General features: G+C 68.9%; 21 protein-coding genes. 4 read left to right on the top strand and 17 right to left on the bottom strand.

Going from position 1 to position 25,182, the window contains the following annotated elements; translation table 11 throughout:
- Positions 1–5: 5 nt before the first annotated feature.
- The 11 genes from ACQ859_RS22740 to ACQ859_RS22790 form a co-directional block, all read right to left on the bottom strand.
- Positions 6–1,199, bottom strand: coding sequence for a TIGR03088 family PEP-CTERM/XrtA system glycosyltransferase (locus tag ACQ859_RS22740; protein WP_431262880.1), 1,194 nt, complete (start codon positions 1,197–1,199; stop codon positions 6–8).
- Positions 1,196–2,839, bottom strand: coding sequence for an exosortase A (gene xrtA, locus ACQ859_RS22745; RefSeq protein ID WP_431262881.1), 1,644 nt, complete (start codon positions 2,837–2,839; stop codon positions 1,196–1,198). The genes ACQ859_RS22740 and xrtA overlap by 4 nt, the downstream gene beginning before the upstream one ends.
- Positions 2,836–4,107, bottom strand: a complete 1,272-nt coding sequence (locus ACQ859_RS22750) for a TIGR03087 family PEP-CTERM/XrtA system glycosyltransferase (protein ID WP_431262882.1) — start codon at positions 4,105–4,107, stop codon at positions 2,836–2,838. Before ACQ859_RS22750 ends, xrtA begins: the two co-directional genes overlap by 4 nt.
- A gap of 10 nt (positions 4,108–4,117) precedes the next feature.
- Positions 4,118–5,176 (bottom strand): FemAB family XrtA/PEP-CTERM system-associated protein, encoded by a 1,059-nt coding sequence (locus ACQ859_RS22755; RefSeq protein ID WP_431262883.1) that lies wholly within the window; start codon positions 5,174–5,176, stop codon positions 4,118–4,120.
- The gene (locus tag ACQ859_RS22760; protein WP_431262884.1) at positions 5,173–6,045 is read right to left on the bottom strand and encodes an XrtA system polysaccharide deacetylase; all 873 of its coding nucleotides are present in this window, start codon (positions 6,043–6,045) and stop codon (positions 5,173–5,175) included. The genes ACQ859_RS22755 and ACQ859_RS22760 overlap by 4 nt, the downstream gene beginning before the upstream one ends.
- Positions 6,042–7,133 (bottom strand): XrtA/PEP-CTERM system-associated ATPase, encoded by a 1,092-nt coding sequence (locus tag ACQ859_RS22765; RefSeq protein ID WP_431262885.1) that lies wholly within the window; start codon positions 7,131–7,133, stop codon positions 6,042–6,044. Before ACQ859_RS22765 ends, ACQ859_RS22760 begins: the two co-directional genes overlap by 4 nt.
- A 12-nt stretch (positions 7,134–7,145) precedes the next feature.
- Complete coding sequence (locus ACQ859_RS22770) at positions 7,146–7,298, bottom strand: hypothetical protein (protein ID WP_431262886.1); 153 nt, start codon at positions 7,296–7,298, stop codon at positions 7,146–7,148.
- Positions 7,286–8,719, bottom strand: a complete 1,434-nt coding sequence (locus tag ACQ859_RS22775; RefSeq protein WP_431262887.1) for a TIGR03016 family PEP-CTERM system-associated outer membrane protein — start codon at positions 8,717–8,719, stop codon at positions 7,286–7,288. The genes ACQ859_RS22770 and ACQ859_RS22775 overlap by 13 nt, the downstream gene beginning before the upstream one ends.
- A 46-nt stretch (positions 8,720–8,765) precedes the next feature.
- The gene (locus tag ACQ859_RS22780; RefSeq protein ID WP_431262888.1) at positions 8,766–9,767 is read right to left on the bottom strand and encodes an XrtA-associated tyrosine autokinase; all 1,002 of its coding nucleotides are present in this window, start codon (positions 9,765–9,767) and stop codon (positions 8,766–8,768) included.
- A gap of 12 nt (positions 9,768–9,779) precedes the next feature.
- The gene (locus tag ACQ859_RS22785; RefSeq protein WP_431262889.1) at positions 9,780–11,372 is read right to left on the bottom strand and encodes an XrtA system polysaccharide chain length determinant; all 1,593 of its coding nucleotides are present in this window, start codon (positions 11,370–11,372) and stop codon (positions 9,780–9,782) included.
- Between the two features lie 159 nt (positions 11,373–11,531).
- Complete coding sequence (locus ACQ859_RS22790) at positions 11,532–12,170, bottom strand: XrtA/PEP-CTERM system exopolysaccharide export protein (protein ID WP_431262890.1); 639 nt, start codon at positions 12,168–12,170, stop codon at positions 11,532–11,534.
- A 172-nt stretch (positions 12,171–12,342) separates the two neighbouring features.
- Between ACQ859_RS22790 and ACQ859_RS22795 the strand changes: the two genes are divergently transcribed.
- Positions 12,343–13,407 carry a ThiF family adenylyltransferase gene (locus tag ACQ859_RS22795; protein ID WP_431262891.1) on the top strand — a complete coding sequence of 355 codons (1,065 nt, stop codon included), beginning with the start codon at positions 12,343–12,345 and terminating at the stop codon, positions 13,405–13,407.
- Positions 13,408–13,502: 95 nt separating this feature from the next.
- Here the strand turns inward: ACQ859_RS22795 and ACQ859_RS22800 are convergent, their stop codons facing one another.
- The 5 genes from ACQ859_RS22800 to ACQ859_RS22820 all read right to left on the bottom strand — a co-directional run bounded on the left by ACQ859_RS22800 (position 13,503) and on the right by ACQ859_RS22820 (position 21,724).
- Positions 13,503–14,375 (bottom strand): PEP-CTERM sorting domain-containing protein, encoded by an 873-nt coding sequence (locus tag ACQ859_RS22800; protein WP_431262892.1) that lies wholly within the window; start codon positions 14,373–14,375, stop codon positions 13,503–13,505.
- 259 nt (positions 14,376–14,634) lie between these two features.
- Positions 14,635–16,053, bottom strand: coding sequence for a TolC family protein (locus ACQ859_RS22805; RefSeq protein WP_431262893.1), 1,419 nt, complete (start codon positions 16,051–16,053; stop codon positions 14,635–14,637).
- 165 nt (positions 16,054–16,218) lie between these two features.
- Positions 16,219–17,427 (bottom strand): HlyD family type I secretion periplasmic adaptor subunit, encoded by a 1,209-nt coding sequence (locus tag ACQ859_RS22810; RefSeq protein ID WP_431262894.1) that lies wholly within the window; start codon positions 17,425–17,427, stop codon positions 16,219–16,221.
- A 33-nt stretch (positions 17,428–17,460) separates the two neighbouring features.
- Complete coding sequence (locus tag ACQ859_RS22815) at positions 17,461–19,848, bottom strand: type I secretion system permease/ATPase (protein ID WP_431262895.1); 2,388 nt, start codon at positions 19,846–19,848, stop codon at positions 17,461–17,463.
- 19 nt (positions 19,849–19,867) lie between these two features.
- Complete coding sequence (locus ACQ859_RS22820; protein ID WP_431262896.1) at positions 19,868–21,724, bottom strand: tetratricopeptide repeat protein; 1,857 nt, start codon at positions 21,722–21,724, stop codon at positions 19,868–19,870.
- A gap of 438 nt (positions 21,725–22,162) precedes the next feature.
- On the opposite strand from ACQ859_RS22820, the gene ACQ859_RS22825 reads away from it, so the two are divergent.
- Positions 22,163–22,684 (top strand): hypothetical protein, encoded by a 522-nt coding sequence (locus ACQ859_RS22825; RefSeq protein WP_431262897.1) that lies wholly within the window; start codon positions 22,163–22,165, stop codon positions 22,682–22,684.
- A gap of 152 nt (positions 22,685–22,836) precedes the next feature.
- Here ACQ859_RS22825 and ACQ859_RS22830 read toward each other — a convergent pair whose 3' ends face one another.
- Positions 22,837–23,343: a DUF1993 domain-containing protein gene (locus ACQ859_RS22830; protein WP_431262898.1), complete on the bottom strand. Its 507-nt coding sequence runs from the start codon at positions 23,341–23,343 to the stop codon at positions 22,837–22,839.
- Positions 23,344–23,476: 133 nt separating this feature from the next.
- Here ACQ859_RS22830 and ACQ859_RS22835 point away from each other — a divergent pair, with 133 nt between their 5' ends.
- Both ACQ859_RS22835 and ACQ859_RS22840 read left to right on the top strand, forming a co-directional pair.
- Complete coding sequence (locus ACQ859_RS22835; protein WP_431262899.1) at positions 23,477–24,484, top strand: D-2-hydroxyacid dehydrogenase family protein; 1,008 nt, start codon at positions 23,477–23,479, stop codon at positions 24,482–24,484.
- The gene (locus ACQ859_RS22840; RefSeq protein ID WP_431262900.1) at positions 24,481–25,131 is read left to right on the top strand and encodes a chromate transporter; all 651 of its coding nucleotides are present in this window, start codon (positions 24,481–24,483) and stop codon (positions 25,129–25,131) included. The genes ACQ859_RS22835 and ACQ859_RS22840 overlap by 4 nt, the downstream gene beginning before the upstream one ends.
- Positions 25,132–25,182: the final 51 nt, after the last annotated feature.

Raw genomic sequence — 25,182 nt, forward strand, 5'->3', positions numbered from 1 at the left:
CCCCGTCAGTTCTTGTGGCTGCCGGCATTGTGGCCGCGCAGCGTGTCATACAGGCCCTGGTACCGAGCGACCATGGCCCGCATGCTGAAATCCTGCTCCACCCGCGCCCGGCCGGCCTCGCCCATCGCGGCGGCCAGCGCCGGATCGCGCGCCAGGCGCAGCAGCGCGGCGGCCATCGCCTCGGGATCCGCCGCCGGCACCAGCAGCCCGCTGACGTCGCGCGTCACCAGGTCCGCGTTGCCGCCGACCTCGGTCGCGACCACCGGCAGCCCGCTGGCCATCGCCTCGAGGATGGTGTTGGAGATGCCCTCCGCCAGCGAGGGCAGCGCGAAGACATGCAGTCCGCGCATCACGGCGGGCACGTCGGTGCGTTCGCCCGGCAGCCAGGCAAGACCGCCCAGATCGGCTTCGTCGAGCAGCGCCTGGCACTGCGCCCGCAGCGGACCGTCGCCGATCAGCACGAGGCGGGCGCGCGGGCGCAGGTCTGGCGCCTGGCCGATCAACGCGATGAAGGCGCGCGTCAGCATCAGCTGGTCCTTCACCGGCGCCATGCGGCCGACGGTGCCGATCAGCCAGTGCGCGGCGGGATCGAAGGGGCCGCCCGGGATGGCCTCGACCTGCTGACGCTGGAAGCGCGAGGTGTCGACGCCGTTGACGAACTGGCTCACGCGCGCCGGCGGCACGCCGACCGGACCGGTCAGGTAGTCGCCGAGGTCGCGGGAGAGCGCGATGTAGTGCGAGACGAAGGGCTTGTAGAAGCGGCGCACGCGCTGGTAGGCGCGGTTGCGGCCGTCGAGGTCGCCGACGTCGCGGCCATGCTCGCCATGGATGCGCACCGGCACGCGCGCGGCCCAGGCCGGCAGCTGGACTTCCAGCGCGGCCAGGTTGCGGCTGTGCACGATCGCCGGCTTGAGCGCACGGAACAGCCTGTAGAGCTGGGGATAGAGCCAGAAGCCCTGCCCCGGCGGCTTGTTCAGGGCGAAGCACTCGACGTCGTCGCGCTGCAGCCGCTTGCGGAAGTCGGTGACCTCGGTCAGCGCGACGATCGCATGCCGGTAGCGGTCCGCCGGCATGTGGTTGATCAGGTTCACCACGCCGTTCTCGAGACCGCCCGTGTCGAAGCGGTACATCACGTGCAGCACCAGCGGCCGCTCGTCGGCGGCGGCCGCCGCGCGCTGGACGCTCAGGCCGGCGCTCATCCCCGACCTCCCGCCGACGGCGGTGCCGAAGGGGCGGCCGGCGCGGCGCTTCCGCCGGCATCACGCACGCCGCGGAGCTCGGCATCGATCGCGCCCCAGTGCTGGCGCAGGAACAGCTGCAACCGTTGCGGCGCCAGCTCGTCGGCCTCGGTGTAGACGAGGACCAGCGCCGCGTCGTCGCCGCGACCCTGGAGCCGCTCCAGCGCGCCGCGCACGCGCGCCTGCCAGGCACTCGTCATCGGCCGGCCGTTGATCCAGTACACGTGCCACACCAGCATGCGCGGCGCGGTCACCGCGTCCAGCGACGAGGCGCGCACCTGCGTGGTCAGCACCGGGACCGGCGTCACCGAGCCGCCGGTGACCGGCACGAATGCCGTCTGGCCCCGCCCGGTGACGGCCCAGTGCTTGTCCTCGGCGGCCACGACGGCATTGCTGGAACTGACCAGCTTGCGTTCGTAGTCCTGGTCGCGGAAATACTGCAGATGCAGGCCGACCCGCGGCTTCGCCGCGCCGACCTGGTCCGGTCCGGTGAATTCCTGGTGCAGCGAGGCATTGGCGCCTTCGAAGTCCGGCACCCAGGCGTCCGACGGCACGGTCTGGTCCGACCAGCCCGGCTCCACCGGCACCGCCGGCAGCGAGGAGATCGGTGCCGCGTGCCCCTGTCGCAGCAGCACGCCGGCCGTGATCGGCAACGCGATGGCGAGCAGCACGGCGACGGCAGCCACCCAGCCCGCGCCCGTGGCGGACGTCGAGGCCGCCGGATCGCGCGGCGGCGGCACCAGCGGCAGTTCCGGCTGGGCCCAGCGCGCGCCGATCAGGAACATCGCCAGCATCACGATGCCGAAGAACAGCCAGCCGTAGATCAGGTGGTCGACGCCGACGGCCAGCGTGTTGCCCGACAGGTGGCCGATCATCACGATCAGGTAGGCGCGCGCCCAGTTCGCCACCAGCGGCAGCGCCAGCGCGAAGGCGATGAAGCCCAGACGGCGGCGGTTCGAGTGGTAGCTGAGGTAGGCGTACAGCGTGCCCACCATCGCCGAGGCGATCAGGTAACGCACGCCGGAACAGGCCTCGACGACGGACCACTGGCCGCTCGGGATGATGAACTGCAGGCCTTCCTGATAGACCGGCAGGCCGCTGAGCCGCAGCGCGACGACGGTGAACTTCGCGGTCCAGTCCATCAGCTGCGGCAGCAGGAACTCCCCGACCGGCACGCAGAAGAACAGGAAGCCCAGCGGGAAGGCCATCTCGCGCGTGACGCGCCAGCCCAGCACCGCCGGCACCAGCAGCACCAGCATCGCCACCAGCGTGAATTGCGTGACCGCGTTGATCGCGGCGAAGTCGGCGAACAGCCAGACCGCGCCGAGTGCCGCGATCGGCAGCGCCAGCCACGGCACGGCTCGCGGCGTCAGCGGCGCGACCATGCCGCGGCGCCGCCAGGCGAGCCACAGCACGATCGGCGGCACCAGGAAGGCGTGCGTGAAGGTGCCGGAGCGCCACCAGATGGTGACCATGCCCCACGCCGTCTGCCGGTACAGCAGCAGCAGCGCGACGACGAGCAGCAACAGCACCGCCAGCGGGCGACGCCAGGCGTCGGGGATGCCGCGCTGCTGGAGCGCGGAGGGCGTCGTGGCGCTCATGCCGGCTGTCCCTGCACGTTGCCGGGCAGATTTCCCGGCGTGTTTCTCTGCCCGTTGCCCTGCGGCAGATAGCCGTCCAGCTTGGCGAGGTGGGCCTGCCAGCTGAACTGGCGCAGCACGCGTTCGCGGGCCTGCTGGCCGATCGCCTGGGCGCGGGTCGGCGCGCTCAGCAGCGCGTGGACCAGTTCCAGGTAGTCGGCGGCGCTGTCGGCCGACAGCAGGTCCTGGCCGGCGAGCACGCCGTCGGCGCCCAGCGCCTCGACGCAGCTGCGCGCCGCCACCACCGGGCGGCCCACGGCCATGGCCTCGAGGATCTTGTTCTGCACGCCGCGCGCCAGCCGCAGCGGCGCGACGACGGCCGCCGCATGCTGCAGATAGGGCCGGACGTCGGGCACCGTGCCGGTGACGCGCACCGCGTCACCCGCCAGCGCGAGCACCGCGGGCGTCGGCGCGCGACCGACGATGGTGAAGCGCAAGGTCGGCCAGCGCTGGCGCAGTTGCGGCAGCACCTCGGCGGCGAACCACTGCACCGCGTCGACGTTGGGCCAGTAGTCCATCGCGCCGGTGAAGACCAGCGGCAGCTCGTCTTCCGCGAAGGGATTGGCCTGCTGCGGCAGCGGGGCGAAGTAGCCGCTGTCGACGCCGTTGCCCAGCGCCTCGACCGGCGCGCCGGTGGACGACAGGCGCTGGAACAGCGCCTTCTCGCCCTCGGTGACGAAGAACGAGCAGCGCGCCTGCTCCGCGACGCGGCGCTCGTAGGCCAGCAGCTCGCGGCCTTCGCGGCGGTACAGCCACGACATCGGCCAGCGGTTGGCCTTGGCGTAGTCGGTCCACTTGGCCGAATCCACGTCGACGAAATCGATCAGCATCGGCACCGGGCCGGCGACGGCGCGCAGTTGCTCGGCATATTGCGCCATCGTCGACGAGAACACGACGATGGCGTCGAAGCGCTGCTCCTTCGCGATCCGCGCGATCCAGTCGCGCATCGCGCGGTGGCGGTAATACGGCAGGCTCAGCGCCTCGCCCGTCGCCAGGCCGCGCAGGCTGGCCACACGCGCCAGCAGCGGATTCAGGTCGGCGGCGAAGAGCTGCTCGCACTGCGCCTGCAGCGCGGGCACGTGGGCCCAGTCCTCGGCGTCGTCGACGAAAGTGCCCAGCCAGACCTTGTGATGCGCGGTCAGGTGCTTGAGCAGGTGGTACGAACGCAGCTTGTCGCCCTTGTTGGGCGGGTACGGCAGCCGGTGGACCAGGTAGAGGATGTTGGCCATCGCGTCGTCCTCAGCCCAAGCTGCGCACGATGTGCGGACCGAGCCAGTTGGCGACGCCGATCGGCAGCTTGCGCCAGGCCTTGATCATGAGCTGGTACTTGGCGTTGCTGGGGTTGTTCTGCGGCACGGCCTCGCGCTTGTAGAGGCAGTACTCGTAGTTCAGCGGCGTGGGCTCGAAGCCCCAGTTCTTCTTGAACGAATAGCTGCCCGTGCCCTGCTTGCTGCGGCCGTAGTCGAAGACCTTCAGGCCGCGGGCGCAGGCGCGTCGCATCAGCTCCCAGTACTTGAAGTCGTTGGCGGCCAGGTCGCGCGCGGCGACGGCGTCGCCGGCGTAGTACGGCAGCACCTCGTCGCGGAAGTAGAAGCTGAGCACGCCCGACAGCGGCTCGCCCTGCGGGCTGCTGACGATGAGCACCTCCGCCGCGTCGCCGAACTCGTCCAGCAATGCCTGGAAGTAGCGCCTGGGCATCGCGGGCGTGCCGTGGCGGTGGACGTTGTCCGCGTAGAGCGCGAAGAAGCGCGACACGTCGCGATCGATCTCCGCCTTCAGCTCGTTCTTGATGCCCTTGCGCACCATCGCGCGCTGCTTGCGCGGGATGGCCAGCATGTTGGCCTCTTCCTCCTCGAGGATCTCCTTGCGGAAGGTCACGTAGAGGTCCTGGTGCGGCCAGTCGAGGTGGCGGCGCTCGACGTTGCGCAGCTCCAGATGCTCGACGCCGAGCCGGCGCGCGATCGACTGCGCCTCGTCCTCGAGCGCGCGGGCCGCGTCGTCGCTGGTCGCGGCGACGCCGCCGTAGACCGCGAACGGCAGCCCCACCAGCGCATGGCCGAAGAGCCGGCTCTTGTTCTCGGCCAGCGGCAGCACGCCCTCGATGACACCGTCGCGCTCGGCGTACAGGAAGTAGCCGGTATGGCCGAACTGCTTTCGGATGATCCGCTGCCAGGCCGCCAGGTGGAAGAAGGTGGCCGTCGGGCAGCCTTGCACGAACGCGTCCCAGCGCTTCGCGCCGTCGGCATCCTTCAGCGCGAGGTGCTTGACCTGGATCGCGCCCGTCGACGTGGCGCTCATGCCGCCAACCGCTCGGCGCCCGTCGGCGCGAGGAAGATCTCGTCCATGCGCGCCCAGGCGAAGTCGCCGAGCAGTTGCTCGATGCGCGACTCGGTGCGGCCGATGTTCACGTAATGGCGGAAGCGCGTCTTCGCGTCGATGCCGGGGATGCGCGGCTGCTCCGGGTCGATCTCCCACGGATGGAAGTAGAAGACCGCACTGCGGCCCTCGATGCGGTTGAAGCGCTCGATCATCCAGCGCGACACGCCGTAGGGCAGCAGGCGGAACCAGCCGCCGCCGCTGCTCGGATAGTTCTTGCCGCGCCAGCGCAGCGTGGTCACCGGCACCTCGATCAGGCCCGGACGGACCTCGTAGGCGAAGCGCGGCGAATCGGGCATGCCGTAGTGGTCGTGCTGGATCGGGTAGACGCTGGAGCTGTAGCGGTAGCCGCACTCGGCCAGCACGTCGAAGGCCCAGAGGTTGTCCTTGCCGATCGAGAAGCTGGGCGCGCGATAGCCCTTGACCTCGACGCCGCCCAGGTCCTCGAGCAGCGCCTTGGCGTCGCCCACGTCCTTCAGGAACGAGGCGCGGTCCAGGTCGCTGGCGCGCTCGTGGCCGAAGCCGTGGCTGGCCAGCTCGTGACCGCGCGCGACGATCTCGCGCACGATCTGCGGATAACGCTGCGCGATCCAGCCCAGCGTGAAGAAGGTCGCCTTCACCTGCTTCGCATCGAGCAGGTCCAGGATGCGCGCGATGTTGCGCTCGACGCGGCACTCACGGGCGTCCCAGTCGCCGCGGGCGATGTAGGGCGCGAAGGCGGACACCTGGAAGTAGTCCTCGACGTCGATGCTCATCGCGTTGCGGATGGCCGGGCGGCTGGTCGTGTTCATCGCATCGCTCCCACGAGTTTCTGCAGCAGCGCCAGCGTCTGCTGGTTGATCCGTTCCAGGCGCATCAGGCTGTCCTCGATGCGCTGCAGGCGGGCGTCCTGGCCGTCCAGGCTCAGGCCGGCCAGGCCGTCGGCCAGGGCGCCGAGTTCCCCGTCCAGTCCTCCGCCCTGCGCGACGCGCGAGCGCAGCCGCGTCAGGTCCAGATCGACCGCGAGATCGCCTTCGGACGCATGACCGTTGATCTCGGACCCGTGCACCGCCGGCGCCGGGGCGGACGCCGACTCGTTGGACAGGTCCTGGACGACCTCCTCCACGTCGGCCGCCGTCAGGTGCGGGTTCTCGTGCATGAAGCCCAGCAGCAGCAGCCGGTCGCACAAGGTGTTGATGCGGCGCGGGATGCCGTGGCTGGCGCGGTGCAGCGCGGTGAAGGCGTCGGCGTCGAAGCTCGGCCTGTCGGCGGCGCCCGCGCACTTGAGGCGGTGCTCGATGTAGCGCTGCGTGTCCTCTTCGTCGAGCGGACCGATGTGGCAGCTCGCCGCGATGCGCTGGCGGAACTGCTCCATCTCGGGCCGCTGCAGGATGCCGCGGAACTCCGGCTGCCCGACCAGGAAGGTCTGCACCAGCGACTGGTTGCCGAACTGGAAGTTGGACAGCATGCGCAGTTCCTCGACCGCGCGGGCGGTCAGATTCTGCGCCTCGTCGACGATCAGCAGGCAGCGCTTGCCGCGGCTGGCCTCGCTGACGAAGAAGGCTTCCAGCGCCATCAGCACTTCGCTCTTGGGCAGGTCCTTGACCCGCACGCCGAAGGCGGCGCCGACCAGGCGCAGCGTGTCCTCGGCGTCCAGCTGCGTGGTGACGATGTTGCCGATGACGACGTTGCTGCGGTTCAGGCTGTCCAGCAGCCCGCGCACCAGCGTCGTCTTGCCGGCGCCGATCTCGCCGGTGATGACGATGAAGCCGTCGCTGCGCAGCACGCCGTAGTCGAGGTAGGCCTTGGCGCGGCGGTGCTGCTTGCTGCCGAAGTAGAAGCTGGGATCGGGACTGAGCTGGAACGGCTTGCTGGCCAGCCCGTAGAAGGCCTCGTACATGTCGGTGACTGCTTAAAAGCGCTGGGTCAGCGATGCGTAGATCGCGTGTTCCTGATAGCTGGTGGCGAACAGGCTGGTGTCGTCGAACTTGGTCTGGCGCAGGCCGAAGGCCGCATCGGTGCGCGGGCCCAGCCGGTAGGTGGCGTTGGCCGTCAGCGTCCGCATGTCGTTGCCGCCGACGCCGCCATCCCCCGGGAATTCTGCCGCGAGTAGCTCATGTTGGCATTGGCCAGCGGCGTCAGCCGATAGCCCACCGACACGGTCGCGCCGCGCTGCCGCACGCGGTCCGTCAACGCCAGGTCGCCGGAGCCCACGCCGAGCGGCGAGTTGACGAGACGCCGGCTGTTGTTGTCGTTGCCGCTGAGCGTGACCGTCACGCGCGGCCCGGTCCAGATCAGCGACAGGTCGCTGCGACGCTGCAGCGAGGCGGTGTTGCTCAGGAAACCGGCGCCGCTGAACGAGTTGGGGTCCAGGCCCATCGAGGCCAGCAGCCCCCGCACGAAGGCGTCGCGCTTGACCGGGTCGGGCTCCAGGCTGCCGAACTGCAGGTCCAGCAGCTGGTAGTTGGTCGCCTGCGTCGGCGTCTCGCCGGTGCTGACGCTCTGGCTGCTGTTGGCCCGCACCGAGAACTGCGCCATGCGGTGCTCGAAGGTCAGGTTGTGGCTGTCGCCGTAGCTGTGGTGCTGCCAGTCGCCGGCGAGCTTGGTCCGCGGGCCCGGCGACCAGCGCAGGTTGGCGCCGTAGACGGAGGTCGTCTCGGGGCCGAAGTAGTCGCTGCGTTCGCGACCGCCGGTGAGGCCGACGCTCCAGTCGACATCGGGCACCCAGTTCAGCGACCCGATCACGCTGGTGGTGCGGTAGTCGATGCCGGTCTGCTCGAAGTGCATGCGCGTCGTGGACGTGTTCAGGCCCCAGTTGAGCTCACGGCCGGCGGGGCCGAAGAGGTTCAGCGACAGCGCGCCTTCCTTGCTGTTGCCGCTGCCGCTGGCCGCGCCGGTGCCACCCTCGCTGGAATCGCGCATCTGGCCCATCGCCCGCAGTTCGAAGCTGGCAAAGCTGCCCAGCCGGCCGCGCCAGTAGGGCGAGACCTGCAGCGTGCGGGTCTCCGTGCGATTGGGGCTGTCCAGCTTGCCGTCCGGGGACTGCTGGCCGAAGGCCGAGATCGACTGCTGGCTGATGTTGCCGGTCACGTCGACGAACAGCGCCGATTGCACCAGCTCCGCGGTGACGCGGGTGCTGAGCTGGTTCTGGAGCCGCGCGTCGCGGTCGCTCTTCGTGTAGACGATGCCGTCCAGCGAGTAGTCGAAGCTGCCGCGGATGGCGCCGGTGTTGCTGGAGATCGTGAGGCCCGGCGACACCGTGGTGATGAAGGCCCGGTCGCGCGAGTTGTCGGGCGACAGCGCGAGGTTGTCGGTCCAGGTCTCGGACACGCTGACCCGCGGCGTGAAGGCGAGGCCCTTGCGCGAGCCCGCGGCGCTGGTGCCGTCGTCCTGGGCGGAGGCCGGCGCGTGCGCCAGGGCCACGGCGAGGCCCAGCGCGGCGAGGCAGGCCGCACGGACCGGCGGGACCGGGCGGGCCGGGAACATCGGGGACCGCGGCCGGCGGCGGAGGTCGTTGGCCCGCGTCATCGTGTCAGGCCCGGTCCGGTCCGGCGGCCGGGTGGGATGCAGCCTCCGGCGCGTGGCCCTGCCCGTCCGCGTTGCCGTACCCGTAGCCATACCCGTAGCCATAGCCGTAACCGTAGCCGTAGCCGCTGCTGCGCTTGTTGCTGGCCTGGTTGAGCAGCAGCATCTTCAACGGGCAGTGCTCGATCGCGGCGACCGCCTGCTGCACCGCGCTCTGCGGCGTGCGCTCGGCCTGCACGACGATCACGATCTGGCCCATGTGCGTGGCCAGCACCCGCGACTCGGTGGTCAGCAGCAGCGGCGGGCTGTCGAAGATGATGATCCGGTCCGGATACCGCTTGGCCATGTCGTCCAGCAGCGCGGTCATCGCGTCGCTGGCCAGCAGTTCGGTGGCGCGCGCATGCGGGCGGCCGCTGGGCAGCAGCGTCAGCTTGTCGACGTTGGTCTTGAGCAGGACGCTGGCCATGTCAGCCTCCTTCTCCAGCACGTCCAGCAGGCCGGGGCCGGGTGGCAGGCCCAGCATGCGCAGCATCGACGGGCGGGCGACGTCGGCGTCGACCAGCATCACGGTGCTGTCGAACTCGGCCGCGATCGACATGGCCAGGTTCAGCGAGGTGAAGCTCTTGCCCTCGCCGGGCAGCGCGCTGGTCACCATGATCAGGTTGGCGTGATTGAGCGACGAGGCGCCCTTGTTCATCGCGTTGCGGATCAGCGGGCGCTTGATGTTGCGGTACTGGTCCGCCATCACCGTGCGCGGGGCGTTGGGTGTCAGGAAGCCCTGCGCTGCGAGCGCATCGAGGTCCAGGTCGACCCGTTTGGAGTGGACGTCCCCGGGGGCGCGGATCACCGCCGGCGCCGCCACCGGCGCGGCGGACGGCGTCGCGGGCGGCATCGCCGCCGGGGCGGCGGAGGCCGCCACCGGCGCGACGGGCGTCGCCGGGCCGACGTCGACGCCGGCCTGCTTCAGTTGTTCCAGCCGCGCGGCGGCTTGTTCGATCAGGCTCGTCATGTGGAAGCTCCCTCACCCGGCCTGGCGGCTGATCCAGATGGCCATGCCGATCAGGCCGACCGCGTACAGGCTGACCAGGCTGCCCGAGGCGACGCCGAAGCGCAGCAGGTCCACCTTCTGGCGGCGCCGGTCCTCGCGCGTTTCCTGGCGCGAGACGGCGCCCAGGATCGGCAGCTCCAGGCGATGGCGCAGTTCATTGAGGTCGTGGAAGACCGGGCGGATCTGGCTCGCGGCGAAGGCCGTGACCAGACCGGCCAGCGCCGCCACCACCAGGCCGGCGGCCAGCAGCATCAGCCGGTTCGGCGACACCGGCTTGGGCGACGCGCGCGGCGGGTCGATGATGCGGAAGTCGGCCACGCCGGACGTGTTGTCCAGGTCGGTCGACAGCGAGGCCGACTCGCGACGCTCGACCATCTCCTGGTAGTTCTTCTTGATGATGTCGTAGTCGCGGTTCAGCTGCGCGAATTCGGCCTCGAGCTGCGGCGCCAGCTTGATCGCGCCCTGCGCGGAGCCGTAGCGCGCGCTGTACTCGTCGACGCGGGCGCGGATCTGCGCGACCTCGACTTCCTTGGCCGCCAGGATGCGGGCCAGCTCCTGGTTGGCCAGGCTGTCATTGGCGCCGCCGGTCGGCGCCGGATTGGCCAGCGCGGCCTTCTGCAGGTCGGCGACCTCCTTGCGGCGCTGCTCTTCCAGGTCGCGGATCTGGCGCTTGACGTTGACGATGTCCGGATGCGCGTCCGTGTAGCGCTGCTGCATCTGGTCCAGGTTGCGCTTGAGCTCGACGATGCGGTTGTCCAGCTCGGGCGTGGCGAACTTCTGGGCGCTCTCCTGCATCAGGCTCTGCAGGCTGGTGCCGGGCTGGGCGCGCTTGCGCTCGGCCTCGATCTGCTGACGCGCGGCGTCGCGGGCGTTGACGGCCTCGCGCAGCTGCAGCCGGGCAGCCTCGAGCTGGTTGCTGGTCTCGGCCAGACGCGCGGCGGCGTCCTTGCCGTCGGCCTGCGTCAGCTGCAGGTTGCGCAGGCGGAACTCCTTGCGGCGCGCCTCGGCTTCCTCCAGCTTGGTCTCGTAGGTCTTGATCTGCTCGTTCAGGAAGGTCGCGGCGGTGGTGCTGTCCTTGCGGCTGGCGCCCAGGCTGGACTCCATGAAGATCGACAGCAGCGAGGCCACCACCTTCTTCGAGATCTCCGGCGACGAGTCGCGGTAGGACAGCAGGTACAGGTTGTTGGCCGAGTTGCCGGCGGTCTGGATCGACAGGTTGCGGGTGACGCGGTCGATCAGCGCCTCCTGGTCGGACTTGCTGGTGGCCTTCAGGTCCAGGTCGGCCATGCGCACCAGCTTCTCGACGTTGGGCCGGCTGATCAGCGTGCGGCTGAGCATGTTGACCTGCTGCTCGGTGTTGGAGAGCACGGCCATGCCCGACATCAGCGGCTTCAGGATGGACTGGGTGTCGACGTAGACGCGCGCGCTCGCCTCGTAGCGGTCGGGCACGACGAACACGACGACGGCCGCGGCAATGGCGGCCAGCCACGACGCGATCAGGCCCGGCCAGCGGTAGCGCCACATCCGCTTGAAGACGGCCATCAGTTGCGCGATGAGGGAATCCATGCGGCGATCTCGGTTGCACCGGCGGAAGCGCCGGCGGGGCCCGGTTCGGAGCGGGCCGGTACTGCGGGAAATTCGGGAACGGGGGACACGGTCCCCGGCTCACCCTCCGGACACCGCGGCCGACCCGGAGGTCCGCGCGCGCGGCCGTCCGGGCGACGTTCAGAAGAAGCTCTGCGGAATGATCAGGATGTCGCCGGGGCGCATCTCGACGTTGGCGGACACGTCGCCGCGACGGATCAGGTCCTTGAGGCGCACCGAGTACTGCTTGTTGCCCTCGGCGGTGCGCAGGATGGAGGCCGAGTTGCCGGCCGCGAAGTCGGTCAGGCCGCCCACCGCGATCATCACGTCCAGCAGCGTCATCTTCTGCTTGTACGGCAGGAACATCGGCTTGGCGGCTTCGCCGACGACGCGGATCTGCTCGCTGTACGGGCCGACGAAGCTGGTGACGATCACGGTCACCACCGGATCGCGGACGTACTTGCCGAGCTGCTTCTCGATGTCGCGCGCGACCTCGACGGAGTTCTTGCCCTGCACCTGCAGCTCGTCGATCAGCGGCGCGGCGATCTTGCCGTCGGGACGGACCGGCACCGTCAGCGACAGCTCCGGATTGCGCCACACGATGATGTTGAGCTGGTCGCCGGCACCGACGACGTAGCTGTAGTCCGCCTGCGAAGCGGCGACCGGCGCGGGCGGCAGGTTGCCGGTGGTCGAGCAGCCGGCGAGCGCCGCGGCGGCGGCCAGCAGTGCAGCGTAGGCCGCCTTGACGGAAGCGATCTTCGATCCAGTGTTCTTCACCATGTCCACCCCTCTGGAAACTGACCGGATTGCACCTCAGCGCCGCCCCCGGGGAACCCCTGGACCGAGGGCACACCCGGTCGGACGTGACGGAATTTCGTGCTACCCGTGAAACGCCGATTGGAGCAGTTTCGGCGCCGCCGCGCAGTTGCTTCGCGGCATCTCGGGAAACCCCTTGGACAACGGCGCATCGACCGGTGATGGCGCGCCGCGCGGGGCACGTCATACACTCATCTTCCGTTACAAAGAAGGAGGACTGCCCATGTCGAATCCTGCGACCGCCGCGACCGCCGCGACCCCTGGGAATCCCGCGGCCCCGACGCCCCGCCCGGACCTGGGCCCCTTCCGGTACCACGACGCCTTCTCCCGCAATATCGGCTGGGTGACCGAAGCGGAACAGGAGCAGCTGCGCCACAGCACCGTCTCCATCGGCGGGCTGGGCGGCGTGGGCGGCACGCACGCCATCACGCTGGCGCGGCTGGGCGTGGGCGGTTTCCGGATTTCCGACCTGGATCACTTCGACTGGCCGAACATGAATCGCCAGGCCGGCGCGTTTGCGTCGACGGTGGGCCGCGACAAACTGGACGCGGTGGCCGAGACGCTGGCCGACATCAATCCCGAGGCGCGCCTGCACCTGATTCCCGGCGGCATTCACGACCACAATATCGACGAGTTCCTGCAGGGGGCCCATCTTTATATGGACAGCCTGGATATCTTCGCGCTGAATCTGCGCCGCAAGGTGTTCGCGCGCTGCCGCGAGCTGGGGATTCCGGCGGTGACCGCCGCACCGATGGGCATGGGCACGGCCTTCCTGGCCTTCGACCCGGAGGGGATGAGCTTCGAGGACTACTTCGATTTCGAGGGCGGCCTGAGCGCCGAGGCCGAGCGCGATCCCCAGCAGCGCTTTCGCGAACAGATCGTCAAGTTCATCTGCGGCGTGTCGCCCGCGATGATCCAGCGGCATTACCTGTTGAACCGCGAAACGGTCAACCTGTTCGAGCGGAAGGTCCCGTCGACCTGCATCGGCATCGAACTGGCGGCCGGCGTGGCCTGCGCCAACGGCATCAAGCTGATGCTCAAGCGCGGCGAGACCCGCGTCGCGCCGCGCGGCCTGCACTTCGACGCCTTCCGCAACCAGATGGTCAAGACCTGGCGGCCGGGCGGCGGCAGGCACCCGATGTCGCGCCTGATGTTCAAGTACGTGCGCGGCCTGCTGTTGCCGAAGAAGCCCAAGGCCTGACGCACCCGAAGTCCTGACGCGCCAAAGAAAATGCCCGCCGATTGGCGGGCATTTTTTGTTCCAGCCGGCTTCCACCGGCTGGGAACATGGGCCGATCAGGCGGCGTTCTTGCGGCGGCGCACGCCGGCCAGGCCGATCAGGCTCAGACCGACCAGAGCCAGCGAAGCCGGTTCCGGCACGGCGAAGGTCGCGCTGCCGTCGTGGTTCGACGTGATGGTGTAGGTGCCGTTGCCGTTGGCCACGACGTCCGTTTCGGTCACATCGCTGTCGAAGTGCGACACGAAGCTGATCTGCGTTTCCTTGCTGCCGGCTTCGCCGCAACCTGCCCAGATGTCATAGAAGCCGGTCTTGCCGTTGCAGGCGAAGTTCGTCGAGTGGAACAGGTTGGCGTAGATGCCAGCCGCGGCCAGGTTGACGTTCGTGAAGTCGGCGCTACCGAACAGCACGGTGCCCAGGCCGTCGGATTGACCGCCGGTGACCTTGATGTTCATGAAGTTGATGCTGGTGACGCCGTCGAACGTCAGGTACATCGAGATGACCGTCGGGCCGTAGGCGATCATCGGCGAGGCGCCGACGTTGCCGGTCACCACGCCATGCAGATCGGTGAAACCGAAGCTGATCAGGTACTGGCTGCCGAAGCCGTTGTCGCTGTTGTTGCCGAAGACCTGCTTCGGGATCAGGCTGGTGATCAGGTTGGTGGTCCAGTCACCGACGGCCAGGCCGCCCTTGGTGACGGTGGTGTCGCCGGCGGTGATGCCGTTGTTCTGCGCACCGACGTCGGTCACGATGGTCTGCGAGTCATAACGCAGCGTGAACTGGTCCTTGCTCGACGTGCAGGTGGGGCACTGCTTGCCGCCGCCAGCCGGGTCGAAATTCTGGCCGATGTCCAGATAGAACGGATCGGCGTGGGCCAGACCAGCAACAGCCAGCAGTGCGCCACCCCAGATCAGCTTGAACTTATTCATCATGATCAATCTCTCCTGTGTGAGGGAAGCGGCCTCTCCGGTCGCCTAGCAGTGAATAAGCAGCAAGCGTGCCAGCACCGCAAGACATTGATTCACAAAGACTTTTTCATCCACCCGTGCAATCCTCACGGGGCTCTGTAAGCTTTCTCGACAGTGCGGTGGCGCACGCTCCACAAGGGAAAACCCGCCGGTTCCTCGCGGAACGGGCGGGTCGATGGGCAACGGCCCGGGTTCCGGAAACGGTCCGGCCGCGCGTGGGCCGTCAGCGCAGCGGCGTCACGACCCCCCGCCCCTGCGACCAGATGATCGCGACCACCTGCTGGGCGTCGTAGAGCGCATTCACGTGGGCGATGCGGTTGGAGTAGTAGTCGCCCTCGGCGGCCATGACATCGAACAGCGAGCGCTTGCCGAGCTGCTGCCACTGCTGCAGCGTGAAGCCGCGGACGCGTTCGCTGCTGCGCAGGATGTCGACCAGCCGGCGCGAGCGGTCGAGCGACGAGGACGCTGCCTCGTACATCTCCTGCACGCGATAGCGCTTGGCGTCGATCGTCTCGTCGCGCTGCAGCGATGCCGCCTGCGCACGCCGCCGCGCCGAGGTCAGCGCCGAGTCCGCCCCCGGCTGCACGATCGGGATGTTCACCGTGACGCCGCCGATCCAGTCGGTCTGCCGCGCCTGGCCGATCGTCGAATTGCCGCTCACCAGCAGGCTCACGCTGGGCTGCTGCCCGGCGCGCACCGATTCCGCATAGCTGCGCTGCGCCTGGGCCTGAGCCGCGGCGGCCGAAACGTCGGGCGAGACCATGACGTCGGCCAGCATCTCGTTGAGGTCGGGCAGACGTGCCAGCACCGAGCTCATCGCTGCGCCGCGCGGCAGTTCATCGCCGACGAAGCGCTTCAGGCGCACCTCGGTCTGGCGCAGCGCGGAGGTCGTCTGCTCGTACGACAGGTCGGCCTGCTGCAGGCTCTTCTGCGCCTGCACCAGCTCGCTGGCGCGACCGCGGTCGGCCTTGGTGATGATTTCCAGCGCCTCGACCAGGCACGACATCTTGCGCACGTACTGGCTGTAGACCTGGGCCTGCAGTTGATAACGGCCGCGGTCCAGCGCCAGCGACACGGTCTGCAGCGCCACCTGCTCCTCGGCGCTCGACTGACCGTAACGCGCGGCCTCGAGCAGTTGGGAGCGCCACTCGGTGAGCTTGGTGATGCGGCCGGAGTCGTAGATCGGCGCGGTCACGCTCAGCGAGCCGCGACCTTGCAGACCGCTGGAATTGTCGAGCGAGCCGTTGCCCGGCACCACCGTGCCGGTATGCCCGGCCGTGATCCCCATCGTCACCGTCGGCAGGCGCTGCGCCTTGGCTTCCTCGAAGTCGGCCTCGGCCGCCTGCGTGAGCAGCCGGGTCGCACCCAGCGCCTTGCTGCGGTTGAGCGACCGGTTGACCAGTTCCTGCAGCTGCGCGCGCGGGTCCGAGTCGGCGACGTCCAGCAGCGCCGCATCCTTGGCGGACAGTTGCGCGGCTGGCAGCGTGCGCTCGTCGGAGCAGCGGCTGGGCGGGGGATCCTGCGCCCATGCGGGCGCGCTGAAGGCGCCCAGCGCCGTCAGGACGACGGACGCGCCAGCGCCCAGTCGCAAGGAGAAGATGGAGGCGCGCCGGTGGCACCGGCGCCGGGTGGATTCGGTCATGGTCGCGCGTACTGCAAGCAATTTCCCATGGGCTCTACTGGACCATTCCGGCGGGAAAGCGAAGCGCCGATAAGCGGCGCGCAACCGGCCTGTTCGTGACCTTCAGACGGGGCTTACAAATGAAACCGCCCGCGCGAGGCGGGCGGAAGCAGGAGCGCGCTCGGCTCAGCGTTCCCGGAGCGCTTCCTTCGACTTCAGCATCGGGCGCAGCAGATAGCTCAGCACGGAGCGTTCCCCGGTGCGGATGTCCACCATCGCCGTCATGCCGGGAATCACCGGCAGCGGCTCGCCCTTGGCGCGCAGCGTGTTGCGCTCGGCCGTGATCAGCACGCGGTAGTAGGTGCCTTCGTTGTTCTTCTCGGTCTCGCCGAGCGCGTCGGGGCTGACGTACTCGATCTTGCCGTGCAGGCCGCCGTTGACGTTGAAGTCGTAGCCGTTGAGCTTGACGATGGCCGTCTGTCCGACCTGGATGTAGCCGATGTCCTTGGGCTTGATGCGGGCCTCGATCAGGATGCGCGGGCCGATCGGGACGATCTCCATGATCGGCGTGCCGGACGTGATCACGCCGCCCACCGTGTTCATCTTGATGTTCTTGACCAGGCCCTTGACCGGCGACTTCAGCACCGAGCGCGTGACCGCGTCGCGACGCACGACGAGCTGCTCGTCCAGCTGCGCGAGGTCGGTCTGCGCCTTCGACAGTTCGGAGCTGGAATCCTGGCGGAAACGGCTGATGCGCTCGTTGCGCTGCTGCTGCAGCTCGTTGACCTGGCGCGTGACGCGCATCACCTCGACGTTGGACATCAGGCCCTTGGACGCCATGTCCTGCGCCATCTTCTGCTCGGTGGCAAGCAGCCCGATGCTGCGGTTGATGCTGGCGGTGGCCTCCTCGAGCACCCGGCGGCGGGTGTCGAAGACCTCGGATTCGCTGTCGACCAGGCGCTGCACGCCCCTGACCTCGTCGGGGAACTTGAGCGGCACGCCCAGCGCCTCGGCGCGCAGGCGCGCGACCTGCGCCATCAGGCCCAGGCGCTTGGCCTGGCTTTCGTTCTCGGCGGCTTCGGCGCGGGTCGGGTCCAGCTCGGCCAGCGCCTCGCCGGCCTCGACTTCCTCGCCTTCATGGACCAGCAGCTTGCCCAGCGTGCCGGACTCCAGGCTGGCGATGACCTGCTCCTTGCCGTCGGGCACGATGCGCGCGTCGCTGCGGGTGACCTCGTCGACGGTCGCGATCGACGACCAGGCCAGGCCCACCAGCAGCACGGCCGCCATCAGGTAGAGCGCCCAGACGGCGCGCGGCAGCGGCTCGTCGATCAGCGCCGACTGGACGCTGCCGACGAACAGGCCTTCTTCGCGGCTGAGGGTGCGGGACTGCGACATGGGGATGACTTCAGAGCGGGCGGCGGACGGGCGTCACACGGACGCGGCGCGGTTCACCGCCTGCGCGGCCGGATGGACATGGACGGGCGCGCCTTGCGGCGGCTGGCCCGGTTGCGGTTGCTGCTGCTGCGGCTGGCCGGGTGGGCGGGCCCCGGAGAGCGCGGCCAGGACCTGGTCGCGCGGACCGTCCATGACGAGGCGGCCGGTATCGACGACGACGATGCGCGACACCAGTTCCAGCACCGCCGGACGGTGCGTGACCATGATCAGCGTGCAATCGCCGGCGGCGTCGCGCAGCTGACGGAGGAAGGCGATCTCGGACTGCGCGTCCATCGAGCTGGTCGGCTCGTCCATCAGCAGGATCTGCGGCTTGGTGACCAGGCTGCGCGCGAGCGCCACCAGCTGGCGCTGGCCGCCCGACAGCAGCGAGCCCATCTCGCCGACCGGCAGGTCCCAGCCCATCGGATGACCGGACACGACACGGTCCAGGCCCGTGAGCTTGGCGACCTCGACCAGCCGCTGCGCATCGACGTGACGGCCCATCAGGACGTTGTCGCGCAGCGTGCCGTGGAACAGGCGCGGCTCCTGCGACACGAAACCGACCTTGCTGCGGAACTCGGCCGGGTCGACCTGACGCAGGTCGATGCCGTCGATCTCCACATGGCCTTCGGTCGGCTGGTACAGGCCGGCCAGCATGCGCAGCACGGTCGACTTGCCGCTGCCGATGCGGCCCAGGATCGCGAGCCGCTCGCCCGGCTGCACGCGCATCGTGACGTTGCGCAGCACCTTGGGCGACTGCGCGTCGCCCTGCGCCGGGTAGGAGAAGCCGATGTCGTTCAGGCCGATGCGGCCGGTGATCTGGTTCAGCGGCACGTAGTTGCGGGCGGAGTCGCGCTCCACCGGCGCGCTCATCACCGAGTTCAGTGACAGCATCGCCGCGCGGGCGCCCTGGTAGCGGGTGGCCAGGCTCACCAGGCTGTTCAGCGGCACGGTGGCGCGGCCGGCGAACATCACCGCGCCGATCAGCGCGCCGGCGCTGATGATGCTTTCGTTGATCAGGTAGACGCCCCAGACCAGCATCACGAGGTTGATGGCCTGCTGCATGGTCATCGAGATGTTCATGCTCCAGCTGGCCATCGTGCGGGCCTTGAGCGCGGACTCGGCGACGATGGCGGTGCTGTGCTCGTAGCGGCGCAGGAAGCGGCCCTCGGCGCCGGTGGTCTTGAGGTCCTCGAGGCCTTCGAGCGCCTCCACCAGGGTGCCGTGCAGGTCGGCCGCCTCGGTCATGTTGGTGCGCATCGCGCGGCGCAGGTAACCCTGGATGCCGAAGCTCATCAGCAGCATCAGCGGGATCGCCACCATCAGCACCCAGCCCAGCGGGCCGCCGATGATGAAGGTCATCGCGACGAAGAGGATCACGAACGGCAGGTCCGTCAGCACCGACATCGTGGCCGAGGTGAAGAAGTCGCGCACGACTTCGACCTGGGCCAGGTAATGCGCGTACGAGCCGGCCGACGCCGGCCGGTGTTCCATCCGAACGCCCAGCGTCTGGCGGAACAGCTTGGCGCCGACGATCAGGTCGGTCTTGCGACCGGCGAGGTCGATCAGATGCGCGCGCAGCTGGCGCGCGAAGAGGTCGAAGATCAGCGCCAGGCCGGCGCCGACCGCCAGCGTCCACAGCGTGACGAAGGCCTGGTGCGGGATGACCTTGTCATAGATGACCGAGGTCACCAGGCCGGACACCATCATGAGCACGTTGCTCAGCAGCGCGGCGAGCATCGCCGAGCGGTAGTACGGGATGAAGCGCCGGAGCGTGCCGAACAGCCAGTGCGAGTCGGCCTGCAGCAGCGGCGTGTCGTCCTTCGCGCCGCTGATCGGCTTGGCCTGCGAGACCTCCTGCGGCGCGATCGCCAGGATGAAGCCGCTGTACTCCTGGTCCAGCTCGGAGGCCGGGGCGACGCAGCTGGCGGCCTCGGGACCGGGGAAGACGACCTCGTAGCGGACGGCACCCGAGCCGTCGTCGTCCAGGCGGCGCACCAGCACGCAGGCGTCGCCGCCGTTGAGCAGCAGCACCGCGGGCAGCAGCAGCTGGTTGATCTCCTCGATGCCCTTGCGCAGCAGGCCGGCGTTGTAGCCGGCTTCGCGCATCAGGCGGATGGCCTGGTCGGGGCTGAGCGCGCCTTCCACCGGCGCGCCGGCGCGCAGCGATTCGACCGAGCGGGCGCGGCCGTGGTGCTGCGTCAGCCAGGACAGGCATTGCAGCAGCGGATCGACCGCTGGCTGCTGCGCCAGGTCCGCCAGCGGGTCATGCGGCGCGTCCGGGATGCCGGGCGCGCGCTGACCGTCTTCCGCGGCCAGGCGCAGGCCGGGGCCGCGGGCGCGCTGGTCACCGTCGAAGAAGGGGTCGTGCGGCCGGTTCATTGATCAAATCTTGTCAATTTCAGCTTCTATGTGCGAGTGCCAATTGCTCGAATTCGCGCTCGATGTCACGAACGATGCTCGGCATGTCGAAAAGTGCGCTGTTGCGCCCTTCGTCTCGCAGGTAGCGCTTGTAGGACTTCGCCCGGCCCGGATTGAGGCCGATCTGGATCGCGCGCTGGACGTATTCCTCGACCGAGAAGGTGATCAAGTCCGGCAGGCCGACCGCCGTCAGCAGGCTGCCGCACATGCGGGAGATGTAGCTGCGGCCGGAACGGGTCAGGATGGGAGTGCCCATCCAGAGGCAGTCGCTGGCGGTGGTGCCGGCGTTGTACGGGAAGGTGTCCAGCACCAGATCCGGCAGCTGGAAGCGCGCCAGGTAGTCCGGCGGCGCCACGCGCGGGGCGAAGATCAGGCGCGAGGCGTCGACGCCGGCGGCTTCGGCTTCGCGGCGGAGGTTGGCCTTGGCCCACTCGTTGTCCGCCAGCAGCCACAGCGCCGAGTTCGGCACGCCCTGCAGGATGCGCATCCAGGCGCCGAACACCTCGGCGTTCATCTTGTGGTTGTTGTTGAACGAGCAGAAGACGAAGGCGTCCTCGGGCAGTTCGTACTGAGCGCGGGTGGGATCGGCACCAATCTCGCGCTTGCGGTCGCTGACCTGATAGCAATGCGGCAGGTAGATGGGCTTTTCGCTGCAGTACGGCAGGTATTCGGGCGGCATCGTGAAGCGATCCGCCAGGATCCAGTCCACACCAGGCAACAGCGAGGTTGCCGGCAGACCGAGGTAGCTGACCTGCACCGGTGCGGGGCGATGCGCCAGGATGTTGGGACGCGCGCCGCTGGTCAGGCCCTGGAGGTCGACCAGCACGTCGATGCCGGCCTGCGCGATCAACTTGGCGGCCGTGGCGTCGTCCATCGCGTTCAGGCGCCAGACCTTGTCCATCGACATCAGGATGCGCTTGCGCAGCGAAGTGCCGTCTTCGCGGCTCCAATCGAAGGCATGAATCTCGAACTTCTCGCGATCGTGCAGTTCGTACAGCTCGGCGGTCAGCAGGCCGACGGCATGCATGCAGAGGTCGCCGGAGAGGTAGCCGATCTTGATCTTGCCGCCCTGCTGGCGGGCGGCCACGGAAACCGGATGACGCCAGAGCGCGTCCTTCTGCTTCGTCACCTTCTCGTGGACGAAGCGCTGGGCGGCGCCCATCTGCAGCGCAGGGTCGTCGGTGGCGCTCAGCGTCGCCAGCAAAGAGGTCGCAATCAGCAGCTTGTTGTGCGTTACTTCGCCGAACGCCTCGTAAACCGGCCACTTGCACTGCTTCTGACGGATGTGCACGTAATGCTGCATCACGTCCGTCTGTTCCGGATTGAGCGTCAGGCTGCGCACCATCAGCGCTTCGGACTCGTCGTACCGGCGCTGCAACTCGAGCAGCCGGGCCGCGTTGTTGAAGGCATGGGTGCGCAGGCCGGTCTGGTCGGCGCCGAGCGCCTCCATCGGAGCCGCGCCTTCGTACACCTCGCGCCAGGCAGCGAGGGCCTCGTCGACGCGCCCCAGATGCTCCAGCTGGTGACCGAGGTTCAACCGGGCCTGGGCGAAGGTCGGGCTGATCGCCAGCGCCTGGCGATAGACCTGCTCGGCACGGTCGTGCTGCTGGATGTTGCCCAGCACGGTGCCCCAGTTGTAGAGCGCCACCAGGCGCGCCGCGGGCGGCTGCCCCTCATGGGTGAGCCACGTCTCATACAGATGCGCAGCGGCATCGCCGAGGTTCTGACCCTGGAAGAAATTGCCGCGATCCATCAGCTCCGGCAGCGGGAGCGAGCCCTCGCGGGCACGGGTCAGCAACTGCTCCCATTCCTGGGCCAGCGGGGCGGGAACGCTCAAGTTCGGCATGCTGGGGCGGGCGATGTCCATGTGATCGGGCTTTCGGGGCGCGGTGGAGCGGTCCGGCGGGCAGGGCCGGACGCGCCGGCCCGGCCCTCTGGCCGCCTGTACGGGATTGTGTCCGTGCGTTCCCGCAAGGCATCCCGGCAAATGGACGGTGCGGACCGTCTATTTCCCTGCCTGGGATCCCTGCCCTGGGCGCATCGCGGACACCGGCGACCCGCCCATTCAGCCCGTTATCGGCCGCCGGAGTGAGAACTTGAGCACGATTTGAGGCCGCCGTCACGGCCTTATCCGAGCTTCCTGTTACAGGTCCGACTTCCACAATCGTCTCGCGATCCAGGCCTCCAAGAGCCCGGACGCCGCGCGATAGAGCAAGCCCGCAAAGGGACGTCGAGGGACGCGCGTTCATCAACCAGGACAAGAAGAACGCAACCCATGAAAGCGATTCCGAGTCTGTCCCGATGGGACGAGATCGTCGAAGCGGCGGAAGCGGTGGAAGCCGTGGAACCGGACGATTTCGAGACGCGCGCGGTGGACACCCAGTCCTGGGTGGAGCCGGCCGGCCGCCTCGGCGGTGCCGGCGGCGCGGCGATGAACGATGCGCCGACGCGGCGGCGCAACGGGGACTCCATCTTCCAGAGCCTGATGCGGCTGTGGCCCGGCGAAGGCCGCCGGCCGCAGGCCAGCGCGCGGGCGATGGCCAAGCTGCGCACGGCCTTCCGCGCCAGCGTCATCGACCTGGCCGACGAGGCCGATCCCGACGCGCAGGAGCGCGTGGCCGCCCTGCTCCGCCACATCGTCCATGCGCGGCATCCGCAGGACCTGTGGCACCTGCGGACGGCGATCTATACGGAAGTGGCCCGGAGCTTCGACCAGGCGGAAGCCGAGACCCGCCTGATCGCGCTCAACCGGCAACTGGAACAGGGCAAGAGCCTGTTGCGCCGGTTGCTGGGCTGACGCCTACTTCGGCGGGCCGGGCGTTGGTCGCCATGGCATGGGGCCGCAGGCGGCAAGCGCCTGAACCCCAAGCCATGCCGCCCCAGACCCGTGTCGTCCTTCCACGGTTCTGCGACCGAGGACTTCCAGGGATCGGGGGATGGGGGATCGATTTACTTGGGCTGACCCAGGAAATCCATCTTGCCCAGCGGCACGCCGGCGTTGCGCAGCAGCGCGTACAGCGTGGTGGCGTGGAAGAAGAAGTTGGGCAGGTTGTAGAACCGGGCGAAGTCCTGACCCTCGAACTTCAGCGGTTCCTTGTCGCGACGCGGCACGCTGACCGCACGGGTCTCGGAGCCGTTGATCTGCTCGGGCGTCACCGTCTTGATGAAGTCGCGGGTCTTCTGGATGCGCTGGATCAGCTCTTCCATCGAGGCCTCGCTGTCGGGCCAGCTCGGCACCTCGATGCTGGCCAGACGCGCGGTGCCGCTCTTGGCGGCGTCGCTGGCGATCTGGACCTGGCGCGGCAGCGGCAGCATGTCCGGCGCCAGGCGCAGCGTCAGGTAGACGGATTCGTCGAAGCCCTTGGCGAGGGCGTGATCGCGCGCGGTGCGGATCCAGGTCTGCATGTTGCTCAGCATGCGGTCGAACACCGGCACGGTGGCGGCGTACATGTCCATGGGAGTCTCCTTGTCTGGATGGGGGATGCGATGCGGGCCGGATGCTAGTGCCTGTTCCGATCTGTTGCACGACGCTCGCCCAATGGCCTTGGGGTGACCGATCCAGGCGAGTAGGATCGGTGCCCGCACGCCTATGAACATCATCATCCTCGACGACTACCAGGACGCCGTGCGCAAGCTCCCTTGCGCCGTCAAGCTGGACGCGCTGAACGCCAAGGTCTTCACCAACACCGTCAAGGGCATCGGACAGCTGTCGGTCCGGCTGCGGGACGCGGAAGTGCTGGTGACGATCCGCGAACGCACCCACTTCCCCCGCCAACTGCTGGAAAAGCTGCCCAAGCTGAAGCTGATCTCGCAGACCGGCCGCGTCGGCAAACACATCGACGTCGACGCCTGCACCCGGCTCGGCATCGCCGTGGCCGAAGGCGGCGGTTCGCCGATCGCCCCCGCGGAGCTGACCTGGGCGCTGATCATGGCCGCGATGCGGCGGCTGCCGCAGTACATCTCGACGCTCAAGCACGGCGTGTGGCAGCAGTCGGGCCTGAAGTCCGGCTCGATGCCGCCCAACTTCGGCCTCGGCATGGTGCTGCGCGGCAAGACGCTGGGCATCTGGGGCTACGGGAAGATCGGCCAGCTGATCGCCGGCTACGGCAAAGCCTTCGGCATGCAGGTGCTCGTCTGGGGCAGCGAGGCCTCGCGGCTGCGCGCACAGGCCGACGGTCACCAGGCCGCGGACACCCGCGAGGCCTTCTTCGAGCAGGCCGACGTGCTGACGCTGCACCTGCGGCTGTCGGACGAGACGACCGGCATCGTGAGCGCCGAGGACCTGGCGCGGATGAAGCCGACCTCGCTGTTCGTGAACACCTCGCGCGCGGAACTGGTCGCCGACGGGGCGCTGGTGTCCGGCCTGAACCGCGGCCGCCCCGGCATGGCGGCGGTGGACGTGTTCGAGTCCGAGCCGATCCTGCAGGGCCACCCGCTGCTGCGCCTCGAGAACGCCGTGTGCACGCCGCACATCGGCTACGTGGAGCAGGACAGCTACCAGATGTACTTCGACGCGGCGTTCGACAACGTCCTGAACTACATGGCCGGCAAGCCGAGCAACATCGTCAACCCGGACGTCCTGAAGGGGCACCGGTGAGCGCAGGGCCGTCCTCCGGATCGCCCTCCTCCCCTGAAGGCGCCGCGACGGACGCCGCGCCGCTCCCACCCTCGCTCTCGCAACCCGAGTCCCTGTCCCACCTCTTCTGGGCCTTCACCTGGCTGGCGCTGCAAGGCTTCGGCGGCGTGCTGGCCGTGGCGCAGCGGGAGCTGGTCGAGCGCCTGAACTGGATGACGCGCGAGGAGTTCGTCGAGACGCTCGCCGTCGCGCAGGTGCTGCCCGGGCCGAACATCGTGAACATCTCGCTGATGATCGGCGACCGCTTCTTCGGACTGCGCGGCGCGCTGGTCGCACTGGCCGGGATGATGCTGTTCCCCGCCGTGATCGTCCTGATCCTGGCCGCGCTGTCGACCACCTGGCTCGCGTCGCCACGGATGACCGGCGCGCTGCGAGGCATGGGCGCCGTGTCGGCGGGACTGATCCTCGCCACGGGCTTCAAGCTGCTGCCCTCGCTGAAGAAGAACCCGATCGGCCTGGCGCCCGGGTTGGCGCTCGCGGCGCTGGTGTTCTGCGCGACCGTCTGGCTGAAGCTGCCGCTGTTCTGGATCGTGCTGAGCGTAGGCGGTCTGGGCATGACGCTGGCGCTGATCGCGCTCAAGCGCAGCCGCGCGGAGATGCGCCCATGAACCCGGTTGCGAATCCCGGCGTGCAGGCCGGCCTCCATGCCGGCTGGAGCC

Origin of the sequence: Roseateles chitinivorans (assembly GCF_050632235.1) — a bacterium.
Classification (GTDB): Bacteria; Pseudomonadota; Gammaproteobacteria; order Burkholderiales; family Burkholderiaceae_C; genus Roseateles; species Roseateles chitinivorans_A.

Bases quoted from the DNA above. Each gene is read 5' to 3' on its own strand.
- ACQ859_RS22740 (WP_431262880.1), bottom strand. From the start codon at position 1,199: ATGAGCGCCGGCCTGAGCGTCCAGCGCGCGGCGGCCGCCGCCGACGAG.
- xrtA (WP_431262881.1), bottom strand. From the start codon at position 2,839: ATGAGCGCCACGACGCCCTCCGCGCTCCAGCAGCGCGGCATCCCCGAC.
- ACQ859_RS22750 (WP_431262882.1), bottom strand. From the start codon at position 4,107: ATGGCCAACATCCTCTACCTGGTCCACCGGCTGCCGTACCCGCCCAAC.
- ACQ859_RS22755 (WP_431262883.1), bottom strand. From the start codon at position 5,176: ATGAGCGCCACGTCGACGGGCGCGATCCAGGTCAAGCACCTCGCGCTG.
- ACQ859_RS22760 (WP_431262884.1), bottom strand. From the start codon at position 6,045: ATGAACACGACCAGCCGCCCGGCCATCCGCAACGCGATGAGCATCGAC.
- ACQ859_RS22765 (WP_431262885.1), bottom strand. From the start codon at position 7,133: ATGTACGAGGCCTTCTACGGGCTGGCCAGCAAGCCGTTCCAGCTCAGT.
- ACQ859_RS22770 (WP_431262886.1), bottom strand. From the start codon at position 7,298: ATGCGGACGCTGACGGCCAACGCCACCTACCGGCTGGGCCCGCGCACC.
- ACQ859_RS22775 (WP_431262887.1), bottom strand. From the start codon at position 8,719: ATGTTCCCGGCCCGCCCGGTCCCGCCGGTCCGTGCGGCCTGCCTCGCC.
- ACQ859_RS22780 (WP_431262888.1), bottom strand. From the start codon at position 9,767: ATGACGAGCCTGATCGAACAAGCCGCCGCGCGGCTGGAACAACTGAAG.
- ACQ859_RS22785 (WP_431262889.1), bottom strand. From the start codon at position 11,372: ATGGATTCCCTCATCGCGCAACTGATGGCCGTCTTCAAGCGGATGTGG.
- ACQ859_RS22790 (WP_431262890.1), bottom strand. From the start codon at position 12,170: ATGGTGAAGAACACTGGATCGAAGATCGCTTCCGTCAAGGCGGCCTAC.
- ACQ859_RS22800 (WP_431262892.1), bottom strand. From the start codon at position 14,375: ATGATGAATAAGTTCAAGCTGATCTGGGGTGGCGCACTGCTGGCTGTT.
- ACQ859_RS22805 (WP_431262893.1), bottom strand. From the start codon at position 16,053: ATGACCGAATCCACCCGGCGCCGGTGCCACCGGCGCGCCTCCATCTTC.
- ACQ859_RS22810 (WP_431262894.1), bottom strand. From the start codon at position 17,427: ATGTCGCAGTCCCGCACCCTCAGCCGCGAAGAAGGCCTGTTCGTCGGC.
- ACQ859_RS22815 (WP_431262895.1), bottom strand. From the start codon at position 19,848: ATGAACCGGCCGCACGACCCCTTCTTCGACGGTGACCAGCGCGCCCGC.
- ACQ859_RS22825 (WP_431262897.1), top strand. From the start codon at position 22,163: ATGAAAGCGATTCCGAGTCTGTCCCGATGGGACGAGATCGTCGAAGCG.
- ACQ859_RS22830 (WP_431262898.1), bottom strand. From the start codon at position 23,343: ATGGACATGTACGCCGCCACCGTGCCGGTGTTCGACCGCATGCTGAGC.
- ACQ859_RS22835 (WP_431262899.1), top strand. From the start codon at position 23,477: ATGAACATCATCATCCTCGACGACTACCAGGACGCCGTGCGCAAGCTC.